Annotated in this window: 25 protein-coding genes; 15 read left to right on the top strand and 10 right to left on the bottom strand. The window is 70.7% G+C overall.

The window, feature by feature from the left end:
• Positions 1 to 183: 183 nt before the first annotated feature.
• Both D473_RS0115605 and D473_RS26695 read right to left on the bottom strand, forming a co-directional pair.
• Positions 184 to 435 carry a DUF397 domain-containing protein gene (locus D473_RS0115605; protein WP_026126995.1) on the bottom strand — a complete coding sequence of 84 codons (252 nt, stop codon included), beginning with the start codon at positions 433 to 435 and terminating at the stop codon, positions 184 to 186.
• Complete coding sequence (locus D473_RS26695) at positions 422 to 1,288, bottom strand: helix-turn-helix domain-containing protein (protein ID WP_083918024.1); 867 nt, start codon at positions 1,286 to 1,288, stop codon at positions 422 to 424. The genes D473_RS0115605 and D473_RS26695 overlap by 14 nt, the downstream gene beginning before the upstream one ends.
• A gap of 230 nt (positions 1,289 to 1,518) precedes the next feature.
• Between D473_RS26695 and D473_RS0115595 the strand changes: the two genes are divergently transcribed.
• From D473_RS0115595 to D473_RS0115570, 5 genes are all read left to right on the top strand, one after another.
• On the top strand, positions 1,519 to 2,088 hold the full coding sequence (locus D473_RS0115595; RefSeq protein ID WP_017609994.1) for an ATP-binding protein: 570 nt from the start codon (positions 1,519 to 1,521) through the stop codon (positions 2,086 to 2,088).
• Between the two features lie 99 nt (positions 2,089 to 2,187).
• Complete coding sequence (locus D473_RS0115590; protein ID WP_026126994.1) at positions 2,188 to 2,631, top strand: hypothetical protein; 444 nt, start codon at positions 2,188 to 2,190, stop codon at positions 2,629 to 2,631.
• Between the two features lie 937 nt (positions 2,632 to 3,568).
• Positions 3,569 to 4,219: a hypothetical protein gene (locus D473_RS0115580; RefSeq protein ID WP_017609991.1), complete on the top strand. Its 651-nt coding sequence runs from the start codon at positions 3,569 to 3,571 to the stop codon at positions 4,217 to 4,219.
• Positions 4,216 to 6,153 (top strand): GMC family oxidoreductase, encoded by a 1,938-nt coding sequence (locus tag D473_RS0115575; RefSeq protein WP_017609990.1) that lies wholly within the window; start codon positions 4,216 to 4,218, stop codon positions 6,151 to 6,153. The genes D473_RS0115580 and D473_RS0115575 overlap by 4 nt, the downstream gene beginning before the upstream one ends.
• Positions 6,150 to 7,331 carry a ferritin-like domain-containing protein gene (locus D473_RS0115570; protein WP_017609989.1) on the top strand — a complete coding sequence of 394 codons (1,182 nt, stop codon included), beginning with the start codon at positions 6,150 to 6,152 and terminating at the stop codon, positions 7,329 to 7,331. Before D473_RS0115575 ends, D473_RS0115570 begins: the two co-directional genes overlap by 4 nt.
• Before the next feature lie 571 nt (positions 7,332 to 7,902).
• Here the strand turns inward: D473_RS0115570 and D473_RS0115560 are convergent.
• Positions 7,903 to 8,805: an NAD-dependent protein deacetylase gene (locus D473_RS0115560; protein ID WP_017609987.1), complete on the bottom strand. Its 903-nt coding sequence runs from the start codon at positions 8,803 to 8,805 to the stop codon at positions 7,903 to 7,905.
• A gap of 39 nt (positions 8,806 to 8,844) precedes the next feature.
• The gene (locus D473_RS27710; protein WP_017609986.1) at positions 8,845 to 8,982 is read right to left on the bottom strand and encodes a hypothetical protein; all 138 of its coding nucleotides are present in this window, start codon (positions 8,980 to 8,982) and stop codon (positions 8,845 to 8,847) included.
• Between the two features lie 63 nt (positions 8,983 to 9,045).
• On the opposite strand from D473_RS27710, the gene D473_RS0115550 reads away from it, so the two are divergent.
• The gene (locus tag D473_RS0115550) at positions 9,046 to 9,294 is read left to right on the top strand and encodes a GlsB/YeaQ/YmgE family stress response membrane protein (RefSeq protein ID WP_017609985.1); all 249 of its coding nucleotides are present in this window, start codon (positions 9,046 to 9,048) and stop codon (positions 9,292 to 9,294) included.
• Positions 9,295 to 9,384: 90 nt separating this feature from the next.
• Here D473_RS0115550 and D473_RS0115545 read toward each other — a convergent pair whose 3' ends face one another.
• Together D473_RS0115545 and D473_RS0115540 are read right to left on the bottom strand one after the other, a co-directional pair.
• Positions 9,385 to 10,986, bottom strand: coding sequence for a flavin-containing monooxygenase (locus D473_RS0115545; RefSeq protein WP_017609984.1), 1,602 nt, complete (start codon positions 10,984 to 10,986; stop codon positions 9,385 to 9,387).
• Between the two features lie 164 nt (positions 10,987 to 11,150).
• Positions 11,151 to 11,978 carry an SDR family oxidoreductase gene (locus D473_RS0115540; protein ID WP_017609983.1) on the bottom strand — a complete coding sequence of 276 codons (828 nt, stop codon included), beginning with the start codon at positions 11,976 to 11,978 and terminating at the stop codon, positions 11,151 to 11,153.
• Positions 11,979 to 12,077: 99 nt separating this feature from the next.
• Between D473_RS0115540 and D473_RS0115535 the strand changes: the two genes are divergently transcribed.
• On the top strand, positions 12,078 to 12,680 hold the full coding sequence (locus tag D473_RS0115535; RefSeq protein WP_026126993.1) for a TetR/AcrR family transcriptional regulator: 603 nt from the start codon (positions 12,078 to 12,080) through the stop codon (positions 12,678 to 12,680).
• A gap of 54 nt (positions 12,681 to 12,734) precedes the next feature.
• Here D473_RS0115535 and D473_RS0115530 read toward each other — a convergent pair whose 3' ends face one another.
• From D473_RS0115530 to D473_RS25765, 3 genes are all read right to left on the bottom strand, one after another.
• On the bottom strand, positions 12,735 to 13,589 hold the full coding sequence (locus tag D473_RS0115530; protein WP_017609981.1) for an alpha/beta fold hydrolase: 855 nt from the start codon (positions 13,587 to 13,589) through the stop codon (positions 12,735 to 12,737).
• Positions 13,590 to 13,792: 203 nt separating this feature from the next.
• The gene (locus D473_RS28450; protein ID WP_275040655.1) at positions 13,793 to 14,119 is read right to left on the bottom strand and encodes a putative PEP-binding protein; all 327 of its coding nucleotides are present in this window, start codon (positions 14,117 to 14,119) and stop codon (positions 13,793 to 13,795) included.
• Entirely contained in the window at positions 14,016 to 15,416 is a 1,401-nt protein-coding gene (locus tag D473_RS25765) for a putative PEP-binding protein (RefSeq protein WP_275040654.1), read from the bottom strand. The genes D473_RS28450 and D473_RS25765 overlap by 104 nt, the downstream gene beginning before the upstream one ends.
• Before the next feature lie 99 nt (positions 15,417 to 15,515).
• Between D473_RS25765 and D473_RS0115520 the strand changes: the two genes are divergently transcribed.
• From D473_RS0115520 to D473_RS0115495, 6 genes are read left to right on the top strand one after another with little or no spacing between them, the layout of a single operon-like run.
• Complete coding sequence (locus tag D473_RS0115520) at positions 15,516 to 16,277, top strand: DeoR/GlpR family DNA-binding transcription regulator (RefSeq protein WP_017609979.1); 762 nt, start codon at positions 15,516 to 15,518, stop codon at positions 16,275 to 16,277.
• The gene (gene pfkB, locus D473_RS0115515) at positions 16,274 to 17,215 is read left to right on the top strand and encodes a 1-phosphofructokinase (RefSeq protein ID WP_017609978.1); all 942 of its coding nucleotides are present in this window, start codon (positions 16,274 to 16,276) and stop codon (positions 17,213 to 17,215) included. The genes D473_RS0115520 and pfkB overlap by 4 nt, the downstream gene beginning before the upstream one ends.
• Entirely contained in the window at positions 17,212 to 17,661 is a 450-nt protein-coding gene (locus tag D473_RS0115510) for a PTS sugar transporter subunit IIA (protein WP_017609977.1), read from the top strand. The genes pfkB and D473_RS0115510 overlap by 4 nt, the downstream gene beginning before the upstream one ends.
• Positions 17,658 to 19,178, top strand: a complete 1,521-nt coding sequence (locus D473_RS0115505; protein WP_017609976.1) for a PTS fructose transporter subunit IIC — start codon at positions 17,658 to 17,660, stop codon at positions 19,176 to 19,178. The genes D473_RS0115510 and D473_RS0115505 overlap by 4 nt, the downstream gene beginning before the upstream one ends.
• A 25-nt stretch (positions 19,179 to 19,203) precedes the next feature.
• A complete protein-coding gene (locus D473_RS0115500) occupies positions 19,204 to 19,497 on the top strand; it encodes an HPr family phosphocarrier protein (protein WP_017609975.1) in 294 nt (97 codons plus the stop codon).
• Between the two features lie 17 nt (positions 19,498 to 19,514).
• Positions 19,515 to 19,754: a GH32 C-terminal domain-containing protein gene (locus D473_RS0115495; RefSeq protein ID WP_017609974.1), complete on the top strand. Its 240-nt coding sequence runs from the start codon at positions 19,515 to 19,517 to the stop codon at positions 19,752 to 19,754.
• Between the two features lie 76 nt (positions 19,755 to 19,830).
• Here the strand turns inward: D473_RS0115495 and D473_RS0115490 are convergent, their stop codons facing one another.
• Positions 19,831 to 20,838, bottom strand: a complete 1,008-nt coding sequence (locus D473_RS0115490) for an iron-siderophore ABC transporter substrate-binding protein (RefSeq protein WP_017609973.1) — start codon at positions 20,836 to 20,838, stop codon at positions 19,831 to 19,833.
• A 152-nt stretch (positions 20,839 to 20,990) separates the two neighbouring features.
• Between D473_RS0115490 and D473_RS0115485 the strand changes: the two genes are divergently transcribed.
• A complete protein-coding gene (locus D473_RS0115485; protein ID WP_026126992.1) occupies positions 20,991 to 22,025 on the top strand; it encodes a FecCD family ABC transporter permease in 1,035 nt (344 codons plus the stop codon).
• Positions 22,022 to 23,113 (top strand): FecCD family ABC transporter permease, encoded by a 1,092-nt coding sequence (locus D473_RS0115480; protein WP_017609971.1) that lies wholly within the window; start codon positions 22,022 to 22,024, stop codon positions 23,111 to 23,113. The genes D473_RS0115485 and D473_RS0115480 overlap by 4 nt, the downstream gene beginning before the upstream one ends.
• The last annotated feature ends 7 nt before the right edge of the window (positions 23,114 to 23,120 follow it).

Raw genomic sequence — 23,120 nt, 5'->3', positions numbered from 1 at the left:
CTGGAGGCGGTGTTCGGCTGGATCGGCGGGAGGGCGCGCTGGCCATCCGAGACCTGGTCGACCAGGGGTGGCTCCGGGAAAAGGACGGACACCCGTGCCTGCTGCCCGGTGAACGAGGGTGAAGAGCGAGGTGCCCGGTCGCCGCCGAAGAGGGCAGCGGCCGGGCACCGTTGTGTCTGCTGGTCAGCGGGAGAGGGCGGAGGCGAGGAAGCCGGTCCATTCGGCGGAGGGGAAGGGGAGGTGGCCGGAGTCGGGGTGCTTGGAGTCGCGGATGGCGGCGCCGCACGGGAGCTCGGCGACCTCGATGCAGTCCTGGTTCTGTGCGCTGCGGGTGCTCTTGCGGAAGTTCGTGGGGACGTGCGCGACCTCCACGCAGTTGACCCGGTCGCTGCTGTAGCTGGACTTAAAAAACTTCAAGTTTTCAGGTGTTCTCATGCTGTTCGTTCGGCTCCAGGATGCTTTGGAGGAATCTAATGGTGTGTGATGTTCTCAAGGCAGCTGCGTTGAGATGTGAAAAAATAGTTACAAATCTCTGCACAGGCTCTGGTTCTTGGACAAAAAGGCTATCGGTTGCTGTCTCCGTATACACGATGCCAGGGTCGATTCCACCAGGGAAGTCCAGAAGTGCGAATGATCCAGACATTCCGGCATGCATGCCTGCGCTGAAGGGGAGTACCTGGAGATCGATGTTGTGGCGCGTGGCCATGTTGGCCAGATGCTGGAGTTGGTCGCGCATGATGCTGGGGTCGTCCAGTTCGCGCCGTAGCGCGGCTTCATCGATGACCGCCCACAGGTGGGGCGGCTTGTGACGGTTCAGGATGTGTTGGCGTTGTATCCGAGCATCCACATGGCGTCCCACCTCGAGTTCTGAGTAGGCGCCTCCACCCAGAAAGACCGCTTCGCTGTACTCAGGCGTCTGAAGTAGGCCGGGGATGACCATGCACTCGTAAGAGCGAATCATGGATGCTTCGACTTCGAAGTCCGGCAGAGCGTTCCCACCGAAGACATCCTTGTAGTTGGACCACCATCCTTGTTCCTTGGACTCACGGGAGAGCTCGTGGAGGGCTGTCCTGGCGTCCACGGATGCTTTGTATAGGTCGGCGAGGGCATCGATGTCACGAACCTTGATGCGTCTGGCTTCGGCGTTCTCGATGTTGCTGAGGGTGGAGAGCGGGACCTGGGCCTGTTTCGCTGCAGTGGAAAGCTTGAGGCCGTGTGTCTCTCGCAGTCGGCGCAGCTCGCGAGCCAGCCTTCGGCGGCGCACGGTGGGACTGATGGGGCTCTGCATGAGGAGATCCTACTCTGTGGCTCTGCGAATTTCGAAGAGAAGTGGTTGATCGCTCGAAATTCGTGTAGCACTATGAGTGTGTAGTCAGTGACCGATGGATCACACAGGGTTCATGGTCGCTCAGGCTACGCCTTGCCCGTTCCGCGCATCACGGCAACCGTGAGTCTCCTCCAGCGGGCACCAAGCACGACCCCTGCTCATGTACCGCCATGCCAAGGAGTGTGTCCGTCATGCCTGTAACCACCCCCGTCAACGTCGGTACCCCCGCGCCGGTGCCCGTCCAGGGCGAGGCCACGGTCCCGCTGGCCAGCTTCATCCGACCGTTCCAGCGGCACTACTTCTCCGGCCTGCCCGAACGCCCCAACTACCGGGCCCGCAGCTACGGCTTCGCCGGGATCCCCGCTGTGATGCCGCTGGTGCGCGCGTTCCTGGACACCTGCGCGGCCACCGAGTCCGCCGACTACCGGTACCTGTTCACCCTGCTCGGCAGCGAGCTCGCCAACAACGCGATGCGCCACAGCCTCTCCGGGCAGCCGGGCGGCAGCTACACCCTGCGCGTGCACCGCAACAAGGAAGGACTCCGTCTGACCTGCCGTGACCGGGGCGGGTTGTGCACACGCAACGCCCCTCTGGTGCCCGCACCCGAGGGCCTCGATCAGGACACCGAGTCCGGTCGCGGTCTGGCCATGGTCGACGCCTTCGCCACCGAGTGGGGAGACAACGGCAACGCGGAGTACCGGAGTGTCTGGTTCTTCCTGGCCCACGATCTGGCCGGAAGCGACTGGAACACCGTTCGCTGACATGCCCCCGGCATGAGACGGGCCGAGAGAGCGCACCAACGCTCTCCCGGCCCTGAACCCTCAACCCCAAGCACGCATAAGTAAGGAAAAGAGGATCTGATGCAGCACCCTATCCCCTCCCCGCGCCCTTCCAGTGACCCGCTGTACCGCTCGCTCCCAGGCCGGCGTCCCCTGGTGGGGTCCGCGTGCACGGTGTGCGATCACCCCTCCTGCCGGCAGCGCCGGGCCCAACGCCTGCCCCGCCTGGGCGGGCACCGCTCCGAGTTCTCCCGCGAGCACGCCCAGGCCGCCCGGATCCAGGCCCACCCGTGGCCCTCCACCACCCTCAACGGACGCCTTCGGCGCAGCCTTGATCCCAACCGGCACCTCGTCATCTGGTGGGGAGAGAACACCCAATCGTTCTGGATCGCCACGCCCGTTGGGTTGGAAGAGGCCGCCGACGTCGACACCCTGCTGCTGAAGCTGTGGCCGCACACCGACCCGCCCGCCTTGCGTCCGTGGGCCGAGGAGACGGGCGGCAACCGCATCCTCGCCGCAGCCTGACCCCGCCCGAGCAGGCGTACGGGGCGGCCCTCCCCGGGGGGCGGGGAGGGCCTTACCTGCACACACCGGCTCAGCCGGACTGTGCGGGCTCCGTGCTTCCTGGGGGAGGGCCGCGCAGTCGATCGAGGCGACGAAGCGCGGAATGCCGTCCCACCCGGCGTCCGGGGGAAGGTGGGGGTGGCCTCCGTATTGTCCGGCGAGGCCCCCACCGCCCTCCTTCTGCGAGTTCAGGACGATCTTGGGACGCATCGCACTCACCCGGGGTGAGCTGACGCGGGTAGTGCGGAACCCTGTTCCGGCACGGCCCGTCCCCTCGGGGTCGGCCTTGATACAGGACATGCCAAAAAGAGGAAACCCTCCTCCTTTTCTGTTGCTGGATCGAGTGCCAAGCCTGAGGGTTCCCGCACACATGCAAATGTCGTTTTCGCGTTTTTCGCAAAATTGCGCACGACGGTGGTTTTGTTTCGTATATCCGCCGAGGGAAAAAGGTGCATCAGGGGTGTGTCGTTCATGTCTGCCGCGCTCGGCCCCGAGGATTCGGCGGTCCCGCGTGGCAGGGTTGTCGACTGAAACGTGTACGGCTGTTGACCAGTGAAAAGCGTGCGTGATTTTCTCTTCGGTGGCTGGATTCTCGGAACGCCGCTTTCGATGTCTGTGTTCGGGGTGATCGTCCTGACCAGCGCATCGCGGTTTTCTCGTGTCCGTTCTTTTCGGGCGGAATGCCGGTTCTGCTGCGAACGGATCCTCGACGATCCGGTGGGCAGGTGGGCTACCTGCGCAGGGCCGGGCAGCCGCGACGGACGGCAGCGGGAACGGCGGTGTTCGGGGGATCTCCGGCACCCGACCGTGTCGTACCGGTGCCCGGGCCCCGGCGCCCGGTGACCGTGCCGGGCGGCCGGCCGAACGATCACCCGTCCGGACCCGAGGAGGACGAGAAGTGAGGCCCATCCCCGAGGACACCCTCCGCTTCGTCAGACTGTGTGTGCCACTGACCGGATTCGCCCCGTTCGACCTGCACGCCACAGGCATGGCCCAGCTGTACCTGGACACCGCTCGACAGCAGGTGGGCCGGTACAGGCTCGACACATTCCTGACCGAGCTGACGGAAGCCTGCACACCCCTGCTCGATCCGAGCGAGCTCTCCGAGACCGACCGGGAGATCGCACGGGCGATCACCTACCTCTGGTACACCGGCGCCTGGCCGAAGCTGGCAGTGGACGCCCACGCCGATCTGCGGCGGGAGATGGCCAATACCGAGTTCGTCGTCGCACCGAGCACCTACGTCGAAGGTCTGGTCTGGCGTACCTTCCAGAGCCACCCCGTCGGGGCCAAACCTCCGGGGTTCGGCACGTGGGGCAGGGAACCGGCCGAGCTGCCCCCGCTCACCGAGATCGTTCAGGAGTGCGGGCTCGCCGAGCAGACAGGGGGCAGCCGGCCGGAAGAGGAAAGCACCCGCGGCGAACGGTCCGTGCCCGGCGGTACCCGCATCGAACCGCACATGCTGCCCGGCCCCAGGGTGGCCCGCGACGTTCCGCCCTCGGCCCTACCAACGGCCCGGGCCCCGCGATCGGAGAGGAACACCGCATGATCGAGACGACCACGGGTGCTGAAGCGGCCCGGGGCTCCTACGACGCCGTCGTCGTCGGGGCCGGATGGGCCGGAAGCCTCATCGCCGAGAAGCTCGGTAGGCGCGGATGGCGGGTCCTGGTCCTGGAGGCCGGCGAGGCGGGTACCCAGACCTGGTCCGGCTACCTGGACTCGGTTCGGACCTTCCACTCCGCCGTCGCGAAGGTGCCCAACTCGGCCTACCGGCACAACGCCGCCGCTCCCTCCCCCGATGTCCTCGACCTGTCCCCGGACGCATCAGGCTCCGGGGAGGGCAGGCCCGAGTACACCGCCGACGGGTACTTCGTGCAGAAGGGGAAGATGCCGTACGGCACCGACTACGTCCGTGCGCTCGGCGGCGCGGGCATGCACTGGCTCGGTGCCGTCCCGCGCATGCACCCCGACGACTTCACCACGCGGTCGACGTACGGGTACGGCCGTGACTGGCCGATCGACGCGGCAGACCTGGAGCCCTACTACGAGGAGGCCGAGAAGGAGCTCGGCGTCGCCGGCGACGCCGAGGGGCAGCGCCATCTGGGCGTGGTCAGCGACTCGGGATACCTCTACCCGATGCACCGGATCCCGCCCAGCCACATCGACAAGTACTGCCACGAGAAGCTCGAGGGCCGCGAGGTCACCGACCCGATGGGCGACAAACGCGAACTCCACGTGAGGAGCCTCCCGCAGGCCCGCAACAGCACCCCCGCACCCGAGTACGACAAACGGAAGGGTTACCGCCCCAAGGGCGCGGTGGGCCTGCCGAACTACGGGGAGCGCTGTGTGGGCAACGCGAGCTGCGTCCCGATCTGCCCCGTCCAGGCCAAGTCGACCCCGCTCCGTGTCCAGGACGGCTTCTCCGACTCGGTCACCCTTGCCGCGCGCAGCGTGGCCACCCGTGTCCTGCGGGGGCAGGACCGGCGTGTACGGGCGGTGGAGTACCGCTCCTACAACGACCCCGCGTCGCCGACCAGCGAGTCCCACACCGTACGTGCCGACATCGTCGTCCTGGCCGCGCACGCGATCGAGAACGCCCGGTTGCTCCTGGCCTCGGAACTGGCCACGACCAGCGGGCAGGTGGGCAGGAACCTCATGGACCACCCCACGACCCTGGCCTGGGCACTCGCCGCGGACCAGGTCGGCCCCTACCGCGGCCCCGGCCACACCTCGGGGGTGGAGGATTTCCGGTTCGGCGGCAAGCGCCGCGAACGCGCTCCGTTCCGTATCGAGCTCAGCAACTGGGGCTGGACCTGGTCGACCGGGGCACCGATGAGTAACGTCGCCTCTGCCCTGGCACTGGGCGGCAAGAGCGACGGCGGGGTGAAGACCGGGGGAGTGTTCGGTCCCCAGCTGCGGTCACTGCTGGGCTCGACGATCGGCCGCCAGCTCCAGCTCCAGATCGCGGTCGAGCAGTCCGCCGACGAGAACAACCGTGTCACCATCGATCCCCGCCGCTATCGCGACGCCATGGGCAACCCCCGGCCGATCATCCACTACGACCTGGGCGAACACGTTCGCGAAGGTGTGTACGCGGCCTACGAGGTGTCCGAGCGCATCTTCACCGAACTCGGTGCCACGTCCTACACCGACCACGAGCCCGTCGACGGGGTCCCGCCACTGGGCCATTTCGTCCACAGGGGCACGGACCTGACCTACCACGGCGCCGGCCATGGTGCCGGCACGCACATCATGGGCACCGACCCGAACGATTCCGTGGTCGACGCCGACCAGCGCACCCACGACCACCCCAACCTCTACGCGGTGGGATGCGGAAGCATGCCCTCGGTCGGTACCAGCAACCCGACCCTGACCATGTGCGCGCTGGCCCTGCGCAGTGCCGAACGCATCCACCGCGACCTGGCCGCCCTGAGCCAGCCGACCAACCTGCGGTCCCGCGCGAACGCCGAGGAGAAGGTGTGATCAACGCGAACGAAGTGCACGACGCGGGTTTCAAGGTTCCGCGGACGATCCAGGAGCTTCGCACGTACCTGCAAGCGGCGCTGGAGGTGGAGCACTTGACCATCCCGGTCTACATGACGGGGATGTACACGATCCGCCCCGGCACCAACAGCACGGCCTACTACACCATTCGCAGCGTGCTCCTGGAGGAGATGCTGCACATGACCATGGCCGCCAACCTGCTCAACGCGGTCGGTGGAGAACCCGAGGTGGCGCACCCGGAGTTCATCGGGAAGTATCCGGCCCAGCTGCCGATGAGCAGCACCGCTCTCGCCCCCATCGGCCTGCGCCACTTCTCCCGGGAGGCGCTGAACACCTTCCTGGCCATCGAGAAGCCCCGGGCGTTCCACACCGACGAGAAGGACGGGGCCGGCTGGACCTCCATCGGCCAGTTCTACGACACCGTCGGGCAGGGGATCAGAGCCCTGGTCGAGGAGCAGGGCGAGCACGAGGTGTTCACCGGATCCCGGGGCAAGCAGGTGGGACCCGGGGACTTCTACAACTCCGGAGGCGAGGTCTTCCACGTCACCGGACTGGACACCGCTCTGACCGCGCTGGAGATGATCAGCGAACAGGGCGAGGGCGTGCACGATTCGATCTGGGACAGCGACGACCAGCTCTTCGGCGAAGAGCGCCAGCTCGCCCACTACTTCCGGTTCAACGAGATCGCCGAGGGCCGTTGCTACAGCCCCAACGACGCGCCCCAACGGCCGCCGAGCGGACCGATGCTCGACGTCACTTGGGAGGACACCTACCCGATCAAGGGAGATTCCACGGTCGCGGAGTACGGGAAGTACCAGCACGGACGCGCCGTGCACAGGAAGGCCGTCGCGTTCAACGAGACCTATGCGACCCTGCTCAGCTGCCTCGAAACAGCCTTCCGGGGTGCTCCGCAGACGATGGCCATGGCTGTGCCCATCATGCTCGAACTGCGGGACCTGGCCCAGCAGCTCTACCGCAACCCGCATCCGAACCCCGCCCACGCCAAGGACGGTTACTTCGCCAGTGCCACCTTCGAGATCTCCACGTCGCAGATGGAGCAGGCCAAGCAGAGGGTCGCAGACCACGTCGCCGCAGTAGGGCTGGAGGCCGGGCAGCCGGTCGACCTGTCCCGGGACACTGTGGGGTCGAACGGGTAGCCCGGGCACGCGCGCCGGGCCGGATGCCGCCGCTCGGACGGAGCGCTCGCGGGGCCCGCCGTCTTCGACCGGCGGTGTTCGGAGGGCACAGAGGCCGGCGGCCTCGGGGCGTTCCGTGCCCGTGCGATCACCCATGGTGAGGTCTGGGATCGGATGCAACGGGGAACTGGACATGGGGCGGAGAACGGCATGAAACGCGACGTCATGGTCGTCATCGGTGCGGGCGACATGGGGATGGCCACGGTCCGGCGGATCGGTTCCGGCTCCCACGTACTCCTGGCCGACCTGCCCTCCGCCGCCACCGACCGGTTCTCCGCAGGGAACGCCGCCTACGGGTACGCCGAGCGCGGCAACCAGCTCCGGGTGCAGGCCGAGGCCCTGAAACGGGGAGCGCGCGGGTCCCGCCTCAACTCCGTCAGCCCCGGGGCCGTCTCCACCCGCACGAGCCGGCCCGAACTCGAGGCCCCGAGGGGGCCGGCGCGCGCCATGGTCGACGGGGCCGCCGTGCCGCGCCTGGGCACCACCACGACGTCGCCGCCGTCGTGGCCTACCTGCTCGGACCCGACGCCGGTTACGTCTCGGGCACCGACGTCCTCGTCGACAAAGGTGTGGTCGCCTCCATCCAGGCGGGGCCGGCGTAGGGGCCGGCAAGGGCGCGCAGCACCTGCGAGCATCCCGCGTCGACGGTGAGCGCGGCCAGGTCGTCGCACCTGGTCGCGCCCCGGTTCAGGATCACCACGGGTTTGCCCTGCTGGGCGGCCCGCTTGACGAAACGGCGTCCGGAGAAGACCGTCAGCGACGAGCCCGCGACCAGGAGCCCCGCCGCTTCATCCACCAGGGTGTAGGCCTCCTCGACCCGCGGTTTGGGCACGTTCTCCCCGAAGTAGACGATGTCGGGTTTGAGCATGCCCCCGCATCCGCCGCAGTCGGCGACCCGGAAACCCTCGGTGGAGGAGAGCACCGCGTCGGCGTCCGGGGCGAGCTCGATGTCTTCCACCGTCACCGAGAAGTCCGGGTTCAGTTCCGCCAACCGTTCGTCGAGGCTGCTGCGCGCGGTGACCTCACGGCACCCGAGGCAGATCACCCGGTCGTAGCGCCCGTGCAGGTCGATGACGCGGCGGCTGCCCGCGACCTCGTGCAGGGTGTCGACGTTCTGGGTCACCACGGCCGAGAGGAACCCGGCCGCCTCGAGGTCCGCCAGCGCACGGTGCCCGTCGTTGCACCCGGTGCGTTCCATGTGCCGCCAACCCACATGGTTGCGGGCCCAGTAGTGGCGGCGGAAGGCGGCATCGCCCACGAACTGCTGGTAGGTCATCGGGTTGCGCGGCGGCGAGCCCGGGCCGCGGTAGTCCGGGATCCCGGAGTCGGTGGACACCCCCGCACCGGTCAGGGCGAGCACGGGACCGTCGCCGAGGATCGCGCGCACGCGCTCGGCGGTGGCCGTCGGGTCGTCGGCGTCGAGCGTTTCGGACACCCTTCGAGGGTACGTGCCGCGCCGACCGCGTGCGGTGACCTACTCGGGGGAGAGCAGCACATCCGGGACCACACGTCCGTCGGCCTCGGCCATGGTGAAGGTCCACCCGCCCGTCACACCCGCCCCGGTGGGCCCGCCGGGGCGGCGAATTCCTGTGGTGTCGGACACGTCACGCATGAGTGGACGCTCTACGGGGAGGGCCGGGACACAAGAAACCATGAACGGAGGAGATCTTCCACAATGAGCATCAGCGGCATAATCAGCGCACTCGTCGTGGGTCTGATCATCGGTGCCCTGGGCCGCTTGGCCGTCCCGGGCAAGCAGCACCTGCCGATCTGGCTGACGATCGTGATCGGCATCGTGGCGGCCTTCGTCGGCAGCGCGATCGCGGGCCTGTTCACCTCGATGTGGATCTTCGTGCTCGCGGTGCAGGTCCTGATCGCGGCAGCCGGCGTGCTGCTCATCGACGGTGCCTACTCCCGGCGGTGAACCGGGCCGACCCCCGAGCGGCCCGGCAGGAACGGCGAGGCGCCGCCCGCGGTCGCGGGCGGCGCCTCCTGTGTCACGGGCCGGCGGGCCTCACGCGTGTGCGAAACCCGGGTAACCCTGCTCGGCGATCTCGGTGCACCGCTGCCGGTACACGTCCATCCCCGCCGCGTAGGGCATGAACGTCCGGGGTTTGCCGGGGGTGTTGTCGCCCATGTACCAGGAGCCGCCTTCCGGATAGAAGGTGAAGGAGGCGATCTCGGCCACGTGGTCGGTCCACTCCTGCTCCGCGGACGCCTCGGGTTCGGTCGTGCCCACACCTTCGGCATCCAGGTGGGCGATGTAGTCGCAGACCCACTCCACGTGCTGCTCGATGGAGACCATCACGTTTCCCAGCACCGAGGGGCTGCCCGGTCCGGTGAGCATGAACAGGTTCGGGAACTCGGCCGTGGCCACCCCCAGGTAGGTGCGCGGGCCCTGCGCCCAACGGTCGGCCAGACGCACGCCGCCGCGTCCCCTCAGGTCCATACGCAGGTAGGGGCCGGTCATCGCGTCGAACCCGGTGGCCATGACGACCACGTCGGCCGGGTGCTCGGTGCCGCCGGCCACGATCCCGGCCGGAGTGAACCCTTCCACGGGGTGCTCGCGCAATGACACCAGGCTGACGTCGTCGCGGTTGAACGCGGCGTGGTAGCCGGACTCCACACAGATGCGCTTGCTGCCGATGGGGTGGTCGTCGGGGCACAGCAGCTCGGCCGTGGCGGGGTCCCCGACGGTCTCGCGGATGCGTTCACGCACGTACTCGGACATGGCGTCGTTGCTGGTGCGGTTGAACAGGGCGTCCGCGAACGAACCGAGGAACACCAGGCCGCCGTCACGCCACCGCTGGTCCATCTCGGCCCGGCGTTGCTGCTCGTCCAAGCCCTCCGCGCTCTCCGGGGCGGCAGGGAGGGGGAACCCGCCGGCCGAGGCCAGGGCCTCCTTCCGGTACCGGGGGTACTCGGCGCGCAGTTCGTCGAACTCCCCCTCGGCGTAGGGGCGGTTGCGAGCCGGGACCGCGAAGTTGGCGGTGCGCTGCAACACCGTCGTGTGGGCGGCCTGCTGCGCCACCTCGGGCGTGATCTGGATGCCCGTGGAGCCGGTACCCACGACCACGACCCGCTTTCCGCCCAGGTCCACACCTTCCTCGGGCCAGCGCGAAGTGTGCAGGATCCGTCCGGCGAAGTTCTCCGCACCGGGCAGGTCCGGGGTCTGGGGAACGGACAGGCAGCCCACGGCCGTCACCAGATAACGGGCCTCGATCCGTTCCCCGCCGTCGGTGCGGACCTGCCAGCTCCCGGTGGAATCGTCGAAGGCCGCGCTCTCCACCCGGGTGCCGTAGGTGATGTCGCGGTGCAGGTCGAAACGCTCGGCGACGTGTTCGGCGTAGGCGAGGATCTCCGGCTGGCCGGCGTAACGCTCGCTCCAGGTCCACTCCGCTTGCAGGCCTTCGTCGAAGGAGTAGGAGTAGTACAGCGATTCGGTGTCGCAGCGTGCGCCCGGGTAACGGTTCCAGTACCAGGTGCCGCCCACCCCGTGGCCGGCCTCCAGGACCCGGACGTGGAGGCCGACGCGGTCCCGCAGCCGGTGGAGGGTGTACATGCCGGCGAAGCCGGCGCCGATGACGACGGCGTCGATGCGGGGGGTGGGGGACATGAAGGTGTCCTTTCGGCCTCGGGGGAGGGCTCTCGGCGCGGGGAGCGGCATCACGGTACCGCTCGGGCTTCGGCACCGTACAGGTGGGCTCCGGTCCCATGTTGCCCGGGGTCCCCCGAAGTCCGGGGAAGGAGCGGGCCCCGGGGGCAGGCCCCGGGGAACGGTCAGCCCAGGCGGCCGCTGGTGACCGCAGCGGTCACACCCCCGTCGACCAACAGATCCGTTCCGGACACGAAACTCGAGGAGGGGCCGAGCAGGTACTCGGCGGCCGCCGCGATGTCGGTGGGTGTGCCCAGGCGTCCGGCGTTGGACGCATCGACCATCGCCCGCATCGACGCGCCGTGCTCGCTGTCGAGCTCACCGCGGCCCATGGGGGTGGCGATGACGCCGGGACTGATGCTGTTGACCCTGGCACCCCGCTCGCCCCATGCGGTGTCGGCGGCCTGGACCCGCAGGTGGTTGGCGCGCTTGGCGATCGAGTAGGCCGCACCCGGATCGGTGGCGGCACGGTCGGTGATCAGGGGCAGCGACAGGAGTTCCTCGGCCGGGGCGTTGGCCAACGCGGACGCGGCCTCCTCCGGCAGCGCCGGGACCCGGTGCCCGGCCATGCTGGAGATGATCACCCCGGCCCCGCCCGGGGCCATGACGCGGCCGAACTCCTCCAGGACCAGGGCGACCCCGAGCAGGTCCACGGCCAGGATCCGCTCGGCCGACGCCTGGACCGGGGACAGCCCGGCGGTGTGTGCCACCCGGCGGACCTGGCCGAGCTCCGCGGCCGCCCCGGCCAGCTCCGCCACCGACGCACGCGAGGCCACGTCCACGGGCCGGGTCGTGACCTCGTATCCCTCCCCGCGGAGCTGGTCGGCGGAGGTCTCCAGCGCCTCCGGGGAGTGGTCGGCCAGCAGCAGGCGGGCGTCTCCGCCGACGCGCTGCGCGATGGCCCGGCCCATACCGCCGACCCCGATGACCACGGCGATGTCGTTCGTCCTCATGGAGTGCCTCTGATGCATTTCGACGCATTATCCGACATGTGTAGTTTAGGGGTGGGATGCAACGGAGGTGAGAGGTCGGGGCTGCCTTAGCCTGGTCGTGTGTCACGACCCAGCCCGCACCCGGATCCGCGCAAACGACGTTCCCGCGGCGCCATGGAGCGCGCTCTGCTCGAACTCGTGGCCGAACGCGACCTGTCCCGCCTCTCCGTCTCCGACGTGGCCCGCCGCGCACGTGTGCACCGCACGACGTTCTACGAGCACTACACGGACGTGCACGACGTGGCCGCCTCCGCGTGCACGCAGATGTTCGACGAGCTCGTCGACGCCACCCCGGTCTTCCACCTCGGCGGGGAAGCCGACCCGGGACGCGGACGCGAGGAACTCACCGCGGTGTTCGCACACATCGGCGAACACTCCGACCTCTACCGCGCCCTGCTCGGGCCCGAGGGCAGCGCACGGGTCCTCGATCACCTGCTGCGGCGCATCAACGTCGCCGTGCACGTCAACCGGGTGGGAACCGCCGCGACCACCCACGCCGACGACCCGGACGAGGTCCCGCACGACCCCGCCGCGGCCCTGCTGTCCGGCGCACTGATGGGGGTCATCACCGACTGGCTGCGCCGTGGGTGCGAGGGCACGCCGGAGGAACTCAGCGCGGCCGTGTTCCGACACTTCGCCGGCGCCGTCGGCCACACCGCCTGAGGCCCGGAACGGGCGGCAGGTGATACCCGCACCGTCCCGCCCGGTGCGGCAGGGTCAATCGATGTGCTCGAGGGCCCAGGACCCGAGGAGCTCCACGATCCGCTCCCCGCCCGTGGAGTACAGGAGCTCGTGCCGGCCGCCCTCGACCAGGTGCATCGTCTTGTCCCCGGCAGGGATGCGCTCGACCAGGCGCACACTCATCCGCGGGTCCGTGGAATTGTCGGCCGTCCCGTGCACCACCAGGGACGGAACGTGCCAACGCTCCACACGGCGCCACAGACGAGAAGCCGTCTCCAACGTGGTCGCACCCGTGCGCATCGGAAGTTTGCCCACGTACAGCAGGGGTTCGCGTTCGGCCGCACGCAGGGCCACCCGACGCAGTGCGGGATCGGCGGACGGTTCCCGCCGGACCGGGACCGGAACGTGCGGCACCACCCGCGAGACCAGGTCGGCGCCCACCCGCACCGCCCCGGGCGCCCGGGGCACCAGCGCGGGCGCGGTCAGCATCACCCCGCGCACCCCCTCGGACGCGCGCAGCATCGACCCGGCGCTGATGAGCCCGCCCAGGGAGTGCCCGAACAGCAGCACCGGCAACCCGCGCTCCAACATCCGGGCACGCACGTCCCCGTGTTCACGCACGGACACGCACACGTCGGTCACGCCCCGCCGTCCGGGGGAGTGCCCGTGGCCGAGCAGGTCCATCGACCACACCTCCAGACCCAGCCCGACCAGGTGCGGGATCAGCCCGTGGTACCGGTGTACGTACCGTTCGCCGTACTCACCGAAGCCGTGCTGGAACTGGACCAGGGCGCGCGGCGCGGACGGCGGCGACCACACCTGCACCTGTGCGCCCGAGGCGGTCCTCCAGGTCCAGGTGGGGGAGAAGTCCCCGGGATCGGCGGTCACCACGGGGCCTCCGCGTCCTCGGCGCGCGGGTGGGCGTGCTTCCTGGCGTCCAATACTGCTCCCGGGGATGGCGGAGGGGCGGCCGATCCGTTCCATGGACCGTCGGCGGCTCGGGACGAGTGCCGGCCCCGCGCCGACGGGCACCGCCCCTGAACTGTAGAGCGTGCCCACCGCGCCGCCGGGCCCGGGGTGGGCACACACCCGGTTCAGGCGGGTGTGTGCCCCTCCGAGGCGAGCGACTGCGCCGCGGCCTCCCGCGCCCCCTGCGCGGAACCGGACGCCAGCGCCGCCCGCGCGGCCCGTCCGAAGGCTTCCCGCGTGTGGACGGCCAGTTCCGAACCCACCGGGGCCAGTGCGGCAGCCGACACCGACAGGCTGCTGACCCCGACCCCGGCCAGCACACCGGCCAGGCGCGGATCGGTGGCGGCCTCACCGCACACGCCGACCGGAACGCCGTGTTCCCGCCCCTCGCGTGCCAGTTCGGCCACCAGTCGCAGCAACGCCGGCTGCCACGGGTCGTTGAGCTCGGCCAACGCCCCGCTGAGCCGGTCGGCCGCGAAGGTGTACTGGGCCAGGTCGTTGGTGCCCACGCTNCTCGACCATGACCCCGATCCGCTCCGCCCCTGCCGCGCGGGCGCGCTCGGCGAACCACTCCGCCTCGGCGGCGGTGGCCACCATCGGCGCCATCACGCTCACCCGCGCCCCGGTATCGGCGGCGGCGCCGACGATCGCGGACAGCTGGCGTTCCAACAGCTCGGGGCGCTCGAAGGCCACCCGCAGCCCGCGTACGCCCAGCGCCGGGTTGGGTTCCTCCCCCATCGACAGGAACGGCAGGGGTTTGTCGGCGCCGGCGTCCAGCGTTCGCACCACCACGGGCAGCCCCACGAGCGGTTCCAGCACCGCACGGTAGGCCTCGCGCTGCGCGGCCTCGGAGGGCTCGACCGCGGCGTTCAGGAAACAGAACTCGGTGCGGAACAGGCCGATCCCCTGCGCGCCGCCCTCCACAGCGGCCCGGGAGTCGGCGGGCGAACCCACGTTGGCCAGGACCGGAACCGGGTGGCCGTCGCGTGTGCGCCCCGTTCCGTCCCAGGACACCTCGGCCACCGCGGCGGCCCGCACGGGCACGGCCTCGGTGTGCAGCGACACCTTCCCGGTCGTTCCGTCCACGACCGCGCCGTGGGCCGTGTGCTCCAGCAGGCCGCGGACCGCGACCACGGCGGGGATGCCCAGCGCCCGGGCCAGCACGGCGGTGTGCCCGGTCGGGCCGCCCTCCTCCGTGGCCAGGGCCAGCACGAGTGACGGATCCAGGGCCGCGGTGTCGGCCGGTGCCAGGTCCCGGGCCAGGAGCACACACGGCCGGTCCAGGTCGGGGACCCCGGGCGGGACGGTGCCGCGCAGCTCGGCCACGATCCGATCGCGCACGTCGAGCACGTCGCGCACCCGTTCGGCCATGAGTCCGCCCGCGGCGCCCAGCATCCCGGCGAACGCCTCGGCGGCGTCGTGCACGGCGCGTTCGGCAGGTAGGTGCCCTTCCTTCACGAGCGCCTCGGCCTTGGTGGTCAGCGACGGGTCGGCGGCCATCTCGGCGGTGGCCGCCAATACCGCGGCGGCCTCCTCCGTGTTGGTGGCGCGCTCGCGCAGCGCCCGGGCCACGGTCTCGGCCGCCGGGCCGATACGGGCCGCTTCGGCCGCGGGGTCGGAGGGGGCCGGTCCGGCGGCGGGTTCGGGTGCGCGTTCGGTGATGCGCACGGTCGGTCCCGCCGCGGTTCCGGGGCTCACCCCGACCCCGCGCAGCTGTGGACTCGGGTGGGGGAGCGGACCGGTCGCCATGGTGCCTCCGTGTTCTCCGGCGGTTCGCAGACCCTTGACAATATGGCAACAACGGGCAAAATCAGTCAATACCAAATCAGACAACGGAGGGAATCGGGCATGTACGGGGCCGAGCGCCGACAGCTGTTGGCGCAGAAGGCACGCGGGGACGGACGCGTCGACGTCACGTCGGCCTCCGAAGAACTGACCGTGGCACCGGAGACCATCCGTCGAGACCTGGGGGTCCTCGAACGCCAGGGTGTGGTGCGCCGGGTCTACGGCGGCGCCATCCCCGTCGAGCGCCTGGACTTCGAGCCCAGCGTCACTCTGCGCGACCGCACCAACGAGGCCCAGAAGGAACGTATAGCCCGCGCCGCCGTCGAGCACCTGCCCCGACGCGGCACCGTCCTCCTCGACGGCGGCACCACCACGGCCCGCCTGGCCGGGCTCGTGCCCGACGGCGCCGAACTCACCGTCGTGACCAACTCCCTGCCCGCCGCCCAGCAGCTCGTGGCCCGGCGCGACTGCGAGCTCCACCTGCTCGGAGGGCGGGTGCGCGCCACCACACTGACTTCCGTGGGCGCTTGGTCCCAGGACGTGCTCGACGGCCTCACCGTCGACATCGGGTTCTTCGGCACCAACGGGTTCTCCGCCGAGCGCGGCTGCACCACCCCCGACCCCGCAGAGTCCGCCGTCAAGGCCGCCATGGTCCGCTCCTGCCGTCGCCGCGTCCTGCTCGCCGACCACAGCAAGTACGGCGACGACCACTTCAGCCGCTTCGCCCACCTGCACGAGATGGACGCGGTGGTGACCGACGACGGCCTCGACGAACAGGCCCGCGAGGCCCTTGCCGGAGCCGAGACCGATCTGGTGATCGCGTGATCGCCACCGTCACCCCCAACCCCAGCCTCGACCGCACGGTCGCGGTGCACACCCTCCACCGCGGCGAGGTCCACCGCGCCCGGGCCCACCTCGACCCCGGTGGCAAGGGTGTCAACGTCTCCCGGGTCCTGGCCGCGGCCGGACGATCCACGACCGCCCTGCTGCCCAGCGGCGGATCCGAGGGCGCACGCCTGGGCGCCCTCCTCCAACAGGAACGGGTCCCCGTCGCCGAGGTCCCCGTGCGGGGCGCCACCCGCAGCAACCTCACCCTGGTCGAGGCCGACGGCACCACCACCAAACTCAACGAATCCGGTGCCGCCCTGACCCCCGGCGAGGTCCGAGAACTCGTCGAGCGGGCCACTCTCCTGGCCGAGGGTTCCGACTGGCTCGCCACCTGCGGGAGCCTGCCCACCGACGGCCCCGACCACCTGCACGCCGACCTCGTCGAGGCAGGACGCCGCGCGGGCGCCCGCACCGCAGTGGACACCTCCGGCCCCGCACTGGCACGCGCCGCCGAGGCCCGCCCCGACCTGGTCAAGCCCAACCACGACGAACTCGCCGAACTCGCCGGAGGCCCCCTGCCCACCCTCGGCGCCGTCCTCGACGTCGTCCACGGGCTGCGCGGCCTGGGCGTGGGCGCGGTCCTGGTCAGCCTCGGCGCCGACGGGGCGCTCCTGGTCGAGGACGACGGCGCCTGGCACGCCCACGGCCCCGCCCCCGCGGTACTGAGCACCGTCGGCGCCGGCGACGCCCTGCTCGCCGGGTTCCTCGGTGCCGGAGGCAGCGGGCCCGAGGCCCTGCGTTCGGCCGTGGCCCACGGCACCGCCGCCGTCGGCCTCCCGGGCAGCCGCATGCCCGCACCCGACGACCTGCACACGGAGACCGTGCACGTCACCACCGTCGACACCACCCTCACCCTCACGGGAGCAGCACCATGACCGAACTCCTCACCACCGAACTGGTCGACCTCGACCTGGCCCCCAACGAACGGCGCGCCGTGGTGCGCACCCTGGGCGAACGCCTGCACAAGGCCGGTCGGGTCACCGATCTGGAGCGCTTCCTCGCCGACGTGGAGGCCCGCGAGGCGCAGATGTCCACCGGCCTGCCCGGCGGAATCGGCATCCCCCACTGCCGGTCGGAGGCCGTCACCGTTCCCACCCTCGCCATCGGCCGCAGCGCCGACGGGGTGGACTTCGGGGCCGACGACGGTCCCGCCCGCCTGATCTTCCTCATCGCCGCGCCCGAGGGCGGCGACACCGATCACATGACGGTGCTGGCCGCCCTCTCGCGCCGGCTCATGCGCGCGGAGTTCACCGAAACCCTCCTGAACGCCACCGATCCGGCGCACGTGGCCGAGTACGTCCGAGCGGAGGTGGCCCCGTGAGGATCGTCGCCGTCACCTCCTGCCCCACAGGAATCGCCCACACCTACATGGCGGCCGAGGCCCTCGAACAGGCCGGACGTGCCGCCGGACACGAGGTCTCCGTCGAGACCCAGGGGTCGGCCGGTACCTCCGCCCTCTCCGACGAGCAGATCGCCGCGGCCGAGGCTGTGGTCCTCGCCGCCGACGTCGGTGTGCAGGGACGCGAACGTTTCGAGGACAAACCCTGCGTCGAGACCACCGTCAAGCAGGCGGTGAACGACGCCGCCGGGCTCCTCGACCAGGCCGTCGAGGCCGTCGGACAGCAGCAGGCCGGTACAGACGAGGGCTCCGAGGGAGCCGCAGGCACCGCGCAGGAGGCCGGGAACGGGACCGACCCCGCGGCCGCCCTTGGCGAGGGCGCACCGCCGCCCGAGGCCAGGACGACGGGCACGGGCGGGTTCGGCAGCAGCCTCAAGCAGTGGCTCATGACCGGTGTCAGTTACATCATCCCGTTCGTCGCCGCCGGCGGGCTGCTCATGGCGCTCGGTTTCGCCCTGGGCGGCTACGACATCACCGAGGCCCCGCCGGTCACCGAACACTTCGAAGTTCTCAGCCTCACCAGCTGGGCCGCCCTGGCCAACCAGACCGGCACGCTGGCCATGGACTTCCTCGTGCCGGTCCTGGCCGGGTTCATCGCCTACGCCATGGCCGACCGGGCCGCTCTCGCGCCCGGGTTCGTCGCCGGGGCCGCCGCCGTGGCCGTGGAGGCCGGCTTCCTCGGCGGCCTTCTCGGGGGCCTGCTCGCCGGTGCGGTCGTCGCCGGGATGCGCCGTGTGCCCGTGCCGCGTGCCGTGGCCGGGGTGATGCCGGTCCTGGTGCTGCCCCTGATCGGATCGGCGGTGGTCGGCACCTTGATGTTCGTGGTCGTGGGCGAGCCCATCGCCGTGGCCATGCAGGCCATCACCGCCTGGCTCAACGGCCTGACCGGGACCAACGCGATCCTTCTGGGCGGTCTCATCGGCGCCATGATGGCCGTCGACATGGGTGGGCCCGTCAACAAGGTCGCCTACACCTTCGCCGTCGGCGGTCTCACCACCGGCAGTGAGACCGCCTTCGCGCTCATGGCCGCCGCCATGGCCGCGGGCATGACCCCGCCCATCGCCCTGGCACTGGCCACCAAGATCAAGCGCGACCTGTTCAGTCCCGCCGAGCACGCCAGCGCCCGCCCGGCCTGGCTGCTGGGGGCCTCTTTCATCACCGAGGGCGTGATCCCCTTCGCGGCCGTCGACCCGCTGCGGGTCATCCCCTCCATCGTCCTGGGTTCGGCCACCGCCGGTGCCCTGGCGATCGGTTTCGGCAGCACCCTCATGGCACCGCACGGGGGCGTGTTCGTCCTGCCCCTGGTCGGCGGTCCGCTGCTGTACCTGGTCGCGGTCCTCATCGGGATCGCGGTCTCCACCGCCGCCGTGCTGCTGGCCAAGAGCATCGGCCGCGGCGCGCGCATCCCGGCCGAGGTCCCCGCCGCGGCCGCCGCCTGACCCGACGATCCGAGAGGAAGCATCCGTGCACCGACGTGTCACCATCGCCTCCCCCGTGGGGCTGCACGCCCGCCCGGCCTCGCTGCTGGCCCGGGCCGCCGCCGAGCACCAGGGCGCCGTCCGCCTGGCCGAGGTCGTCGACGGTGAGGCCGGGCCCCCGGTCGACGCCGCCAGTGTCCTGGCCCTGATGTCGCTGGGCGCCGCCCACGGCGACGAGGTCGAGCTCACCGCCGACGACGAAGGCATTCTCGACGATCTCGCCGCTCTCCTGGCCGACGAGCACGAAGGTACCCCCGCCGAAGGAACCCCGACCGGTTGAGGCCCTGGAGGGCACCCGTGGCCCTCCCCACCAGCCGCACCGAACACGGGACCGTCGATATCACCTCCGGTTTTCGCGCCCGCCGCACCAGGGCGCTGGAGACCGGAGACGGGACGGTGCACCTGCGGGTGGTGGACCGCTCCACCGTGGAGGTCTTCGGTGACCGGGGCCAGGCGGTGATCACCGACCTCGTGCTGCCCGAAGCCGAGGAAGGCACCGCGTACGTGTCGTCCCTGGACGTGCACGGGCTCGAGTGACCCGCTGCCGGGCCCGCGCCTGCGCGACGTGGGCGGGGCCCGGCCGGGTCCCTGCCCGGGGTCCGGCCCCGCGTTCTCAGACCGCGGGGCCGGTCTCACCCGTGAGCGCGGCGGTGACCTCCTCGACGATGTGGTGGGCCGCGTAGTAGGAGGCCGCGCCCCACACGTCGTGGTCGCCGTGGAAGACCTGTTCCTCCTGTACCGCCGACAGGTTGGCCCAGATCCCTTCGGAGAAGGACTCGGGCGCCTCGGGGTAGCCGGAGCCGGTGAGCACGAAGACCGCGTCGCCGTCGGCGGAGTCGAGGTTCTCGTAACTGCGCGGTACGAAGTCGGTCCCGCCCTCGGGATCGAGCTGGTCGTCGGGGCGGGCGAAGCCGAGGTCCTCCACCACCTGGCCGGGGAAGGAGGCCGAGGTCTCCAAGCGGATCTCGCTCTCGTCCTGCAACCGAACCAGGGACAATTCGGTCTCCGCCGGGTCGGTGCCGGCCCCGGACAACTCCTCGCGGGCCTGTTCGACCGCGTCCTCGTACTCGGCCACGGCTTCTTCGGCGCGCTCGTGTTCGTCCAGGACCTCGGCGACCTCTTCCAGGTGTTCGCGCCAGGAACCGGTGCCTTGCCATTCCAGGAGCACGGTCGGGGCGATCTGCTCCAGGTCCTGCAGCATCTCGGCCTGAGTACCGGTCTGCGTCTGCACACCGATGATGAGGTCGGGCGCGGCGTTGGCCAGCTCCTCGATGTTGATGTCCTCCTCGGAGGGGGAGTTGGTCACCACGTCGAGCTCATCGCCCTCGGCCTCCGGCGGCAGGAACGGTTCCAGACCCTGTCCGCTCTCGCCCGGTGTGCCCATGGTCGCGGCGACGTCGTGTCCGAGCCGGGTGGCGGCGGCCAGGGTGGGGCGCCACAGCACCGCCACGTTCTCCGGTTCGGCGGGGATCTCCACCGATCCGTTGGTGCCCTCCACGGTGCGGGACCCGCCTTCGGGGGATCCGTGCCCCTCACCGTCGGCGGAGCATCCGGTGGCCAGGAGGGCGAGCCCCAGGACCAGGGTGGGGACAGAACGGTAATCGCGGAAAGACAGGGGCATCGATCGGATCCTTCGCATGGAGGATTGGTAAGGTAAGCCTGGCCTGACAACTCGGGTGGCAGGTGCGGTCCGACGCGCCCCACGATGACGCCTCGGGCCACAGTAAGGCAAGCCTCACCTTTCATCGACGCGAACACGAACGGGGGACGCACGTGGTTCCGCGCGCTCCCACACTCCCTCCCCCCGCACGCACCCGACGCGTGGCCCGCCCCGCCGGCCTCCTGCTCGCCCTCGCCGTCCTCGGCGTGTGCGTGCTTCTGAGCGTCTCCGTGGGGTCCAGAGCCATCGCCCCCGGCGAGGTCTGGAACGCCCTCGTCCACTACGACGGCGGCTACGACCACGACGTCGTCCGCAGCCTGCGCGTGCCCCGCACGGTCCTCGGCGTCTTCGTCGGGGCCGCCCTCGGCCTCGCCGGCGCCCTCATGCAGGCCCTGACCCGCAACCCCCTCGCCGAACCCGGCATCCTCGGGGTCAACTCCGGGGCCGCCGCGGCCGTGGTCGTCGCCAGTGTCGTCCTCGGCCTCGGCGGAACCTCCCTGGTCTGGCCCGCCTTCCTCGGCGCCGCCCTGGCCGCCGTCGCCGTCTACGCACTCGGCTCCCGCGGCCGTTCCGCCGCCACACCGGTACGCCTGGCCCTGGCCGGCACCGCCCTGGCCGCCGTCCTCCAAGGGCTCGTGCACGGGATCGTCGTCCTCAACGACTTCGCCTTCGACCGGATCCGTTTCTGGCAGGTCGGTTCCCTCGTCGGACGCGACATCGACCTCTTCTGGCAGGTCGCGCCCTTCCTCGTCGCCGGTATCGTCCTCACCCTCTGCCTGGGCCCCTCCCTCAACGCCGTCGCCCTCGGGGACGAGCTCGCCGCCTCCCTCGGCGCCCGTATCCCCCTCGTGCGCGCGCTGACCGCGGTCGGCATCATCCTGCTGTGCGGCGCCGCCACCGCCGCGGCCGGGCCGATCTGGTTCGTCGGCCTGGTCATCCCCCACATGGCACGTATCGTCACCGGGCCCGACCAGCGCTGGCTCCTGCCCTACTCCGCCGTGCTCGGGGCGGTCCTGCTGACCGCCTCCGACATCGTCGGCCGCCTCGTCGTTCCCGGCGCGGAACTCGAGGTCGGCATCATCACCGCGATCGTCGGCGCCCCCGTGTTCATCGCCCTGGTCCGCAGCAGAAGGATGGCTCAGCTGTGAGCGACACCCTGACCCCGCGGCGCCGCACCGGCCGGCCCCGCCGCTCCCCGCGCGGCACCGTTCCCGTACGGCCGCTGCAGGGACGCATGTCCTTCCTGGCCCGGCCCCGCACCCTCGTGGTCTGCCTCGTGCTTCTGCTGATCAGCGCCCTCACCCTGGCGGTGTCGGTCTCGGTCGGTGACTACGAGGTGTCCCTGGCGGCCGTACCCGGGGCGATCCTGGGCCACGGCGAGCACCTCGACGTCTTCTTCGTCCAAGGCACCCGCCTGCCCCGCGCCCTGACCGCGGCCGGTGTGGGGGCCGCCTTGGGCGTGGCCGGAGCCGTCTTCCAGAGTCTCTCGCGCAACGCTCTGGGCAGCCCCGACATCATCGGTTTCACCTCCGGTGCCGCCACCGGTGCCGTCGCCGTCATCCTCGTCTTCGGTGCCGGCCGCCTCGAGGTGTCCCTGGGCGCGATCGCGGGCGGACTGGTCACCGCCGCGGCCGTCTACCTGCTCGCCATGAAGAACGGGGTGCAGGGCTACCGGCTCGTCCTGGTCGGTATCGGTATCAGCGCCATGCTCTCCTCGGTGCGCGACTACCTCATGACCCGAGCCGAACTCACCGAGGCCCTGGGTGCCCAGATCTGGATGATCGGCAGCCTCAACGACCGCGGCTGGGCCGAGGTCGTGGCCGTGTGGACCGCGTTCGTACTGTTGGGCGGGGTACTGTTCGCCCTCGGCCGGCGCCTGCGTTTCATGGAACTGGGCGAGGACACCGCACGCGGCCTGGGCGTGGACATCCGCAGCACCCAGATCATCGCCTTCGCCGCGGCCAGCGCCCTGACCGGAGCCGCCATCGCCGTGGCCGGCCCCATCGGCTTCGTCGCCCTGGCCGCACCCCAGCTGGCCCGTCGCCTGACCCGCTCCGGCGGGACCACCCTGGTGGGCGCGGCAGCCATGGGTGCGACACTGCTCGTGGTCGCCGACCTGGTGGCCCTGCGGGCCTTGGCACCCACACAGCTCCCCGTGGGTGTGGTCACCGCCGTCATCGGCGGCAGCTATCTCATCTGGCTTCTGTACACCGAATGGCGCGGCGGCCGTGCCTGAGCACAAC

The organism is Nocardiopsis xinjiangensis YIM 90004 (genome assembly GCF_000341145.1).
In the GTDB taxonomy this organism is placed as follows: Bacteria; Actinomycetota; Actinomycetes; order Streptosporangiales; family Streptosporangiaceae; genus Nocardiopsis; species Nocardiopsis xinjiangensis.
The sequence above is the reverse complement of the archived record's forward strand: the minus strand, read 5'-3'. Positions and strand labels throughout refer to the sequence as shown.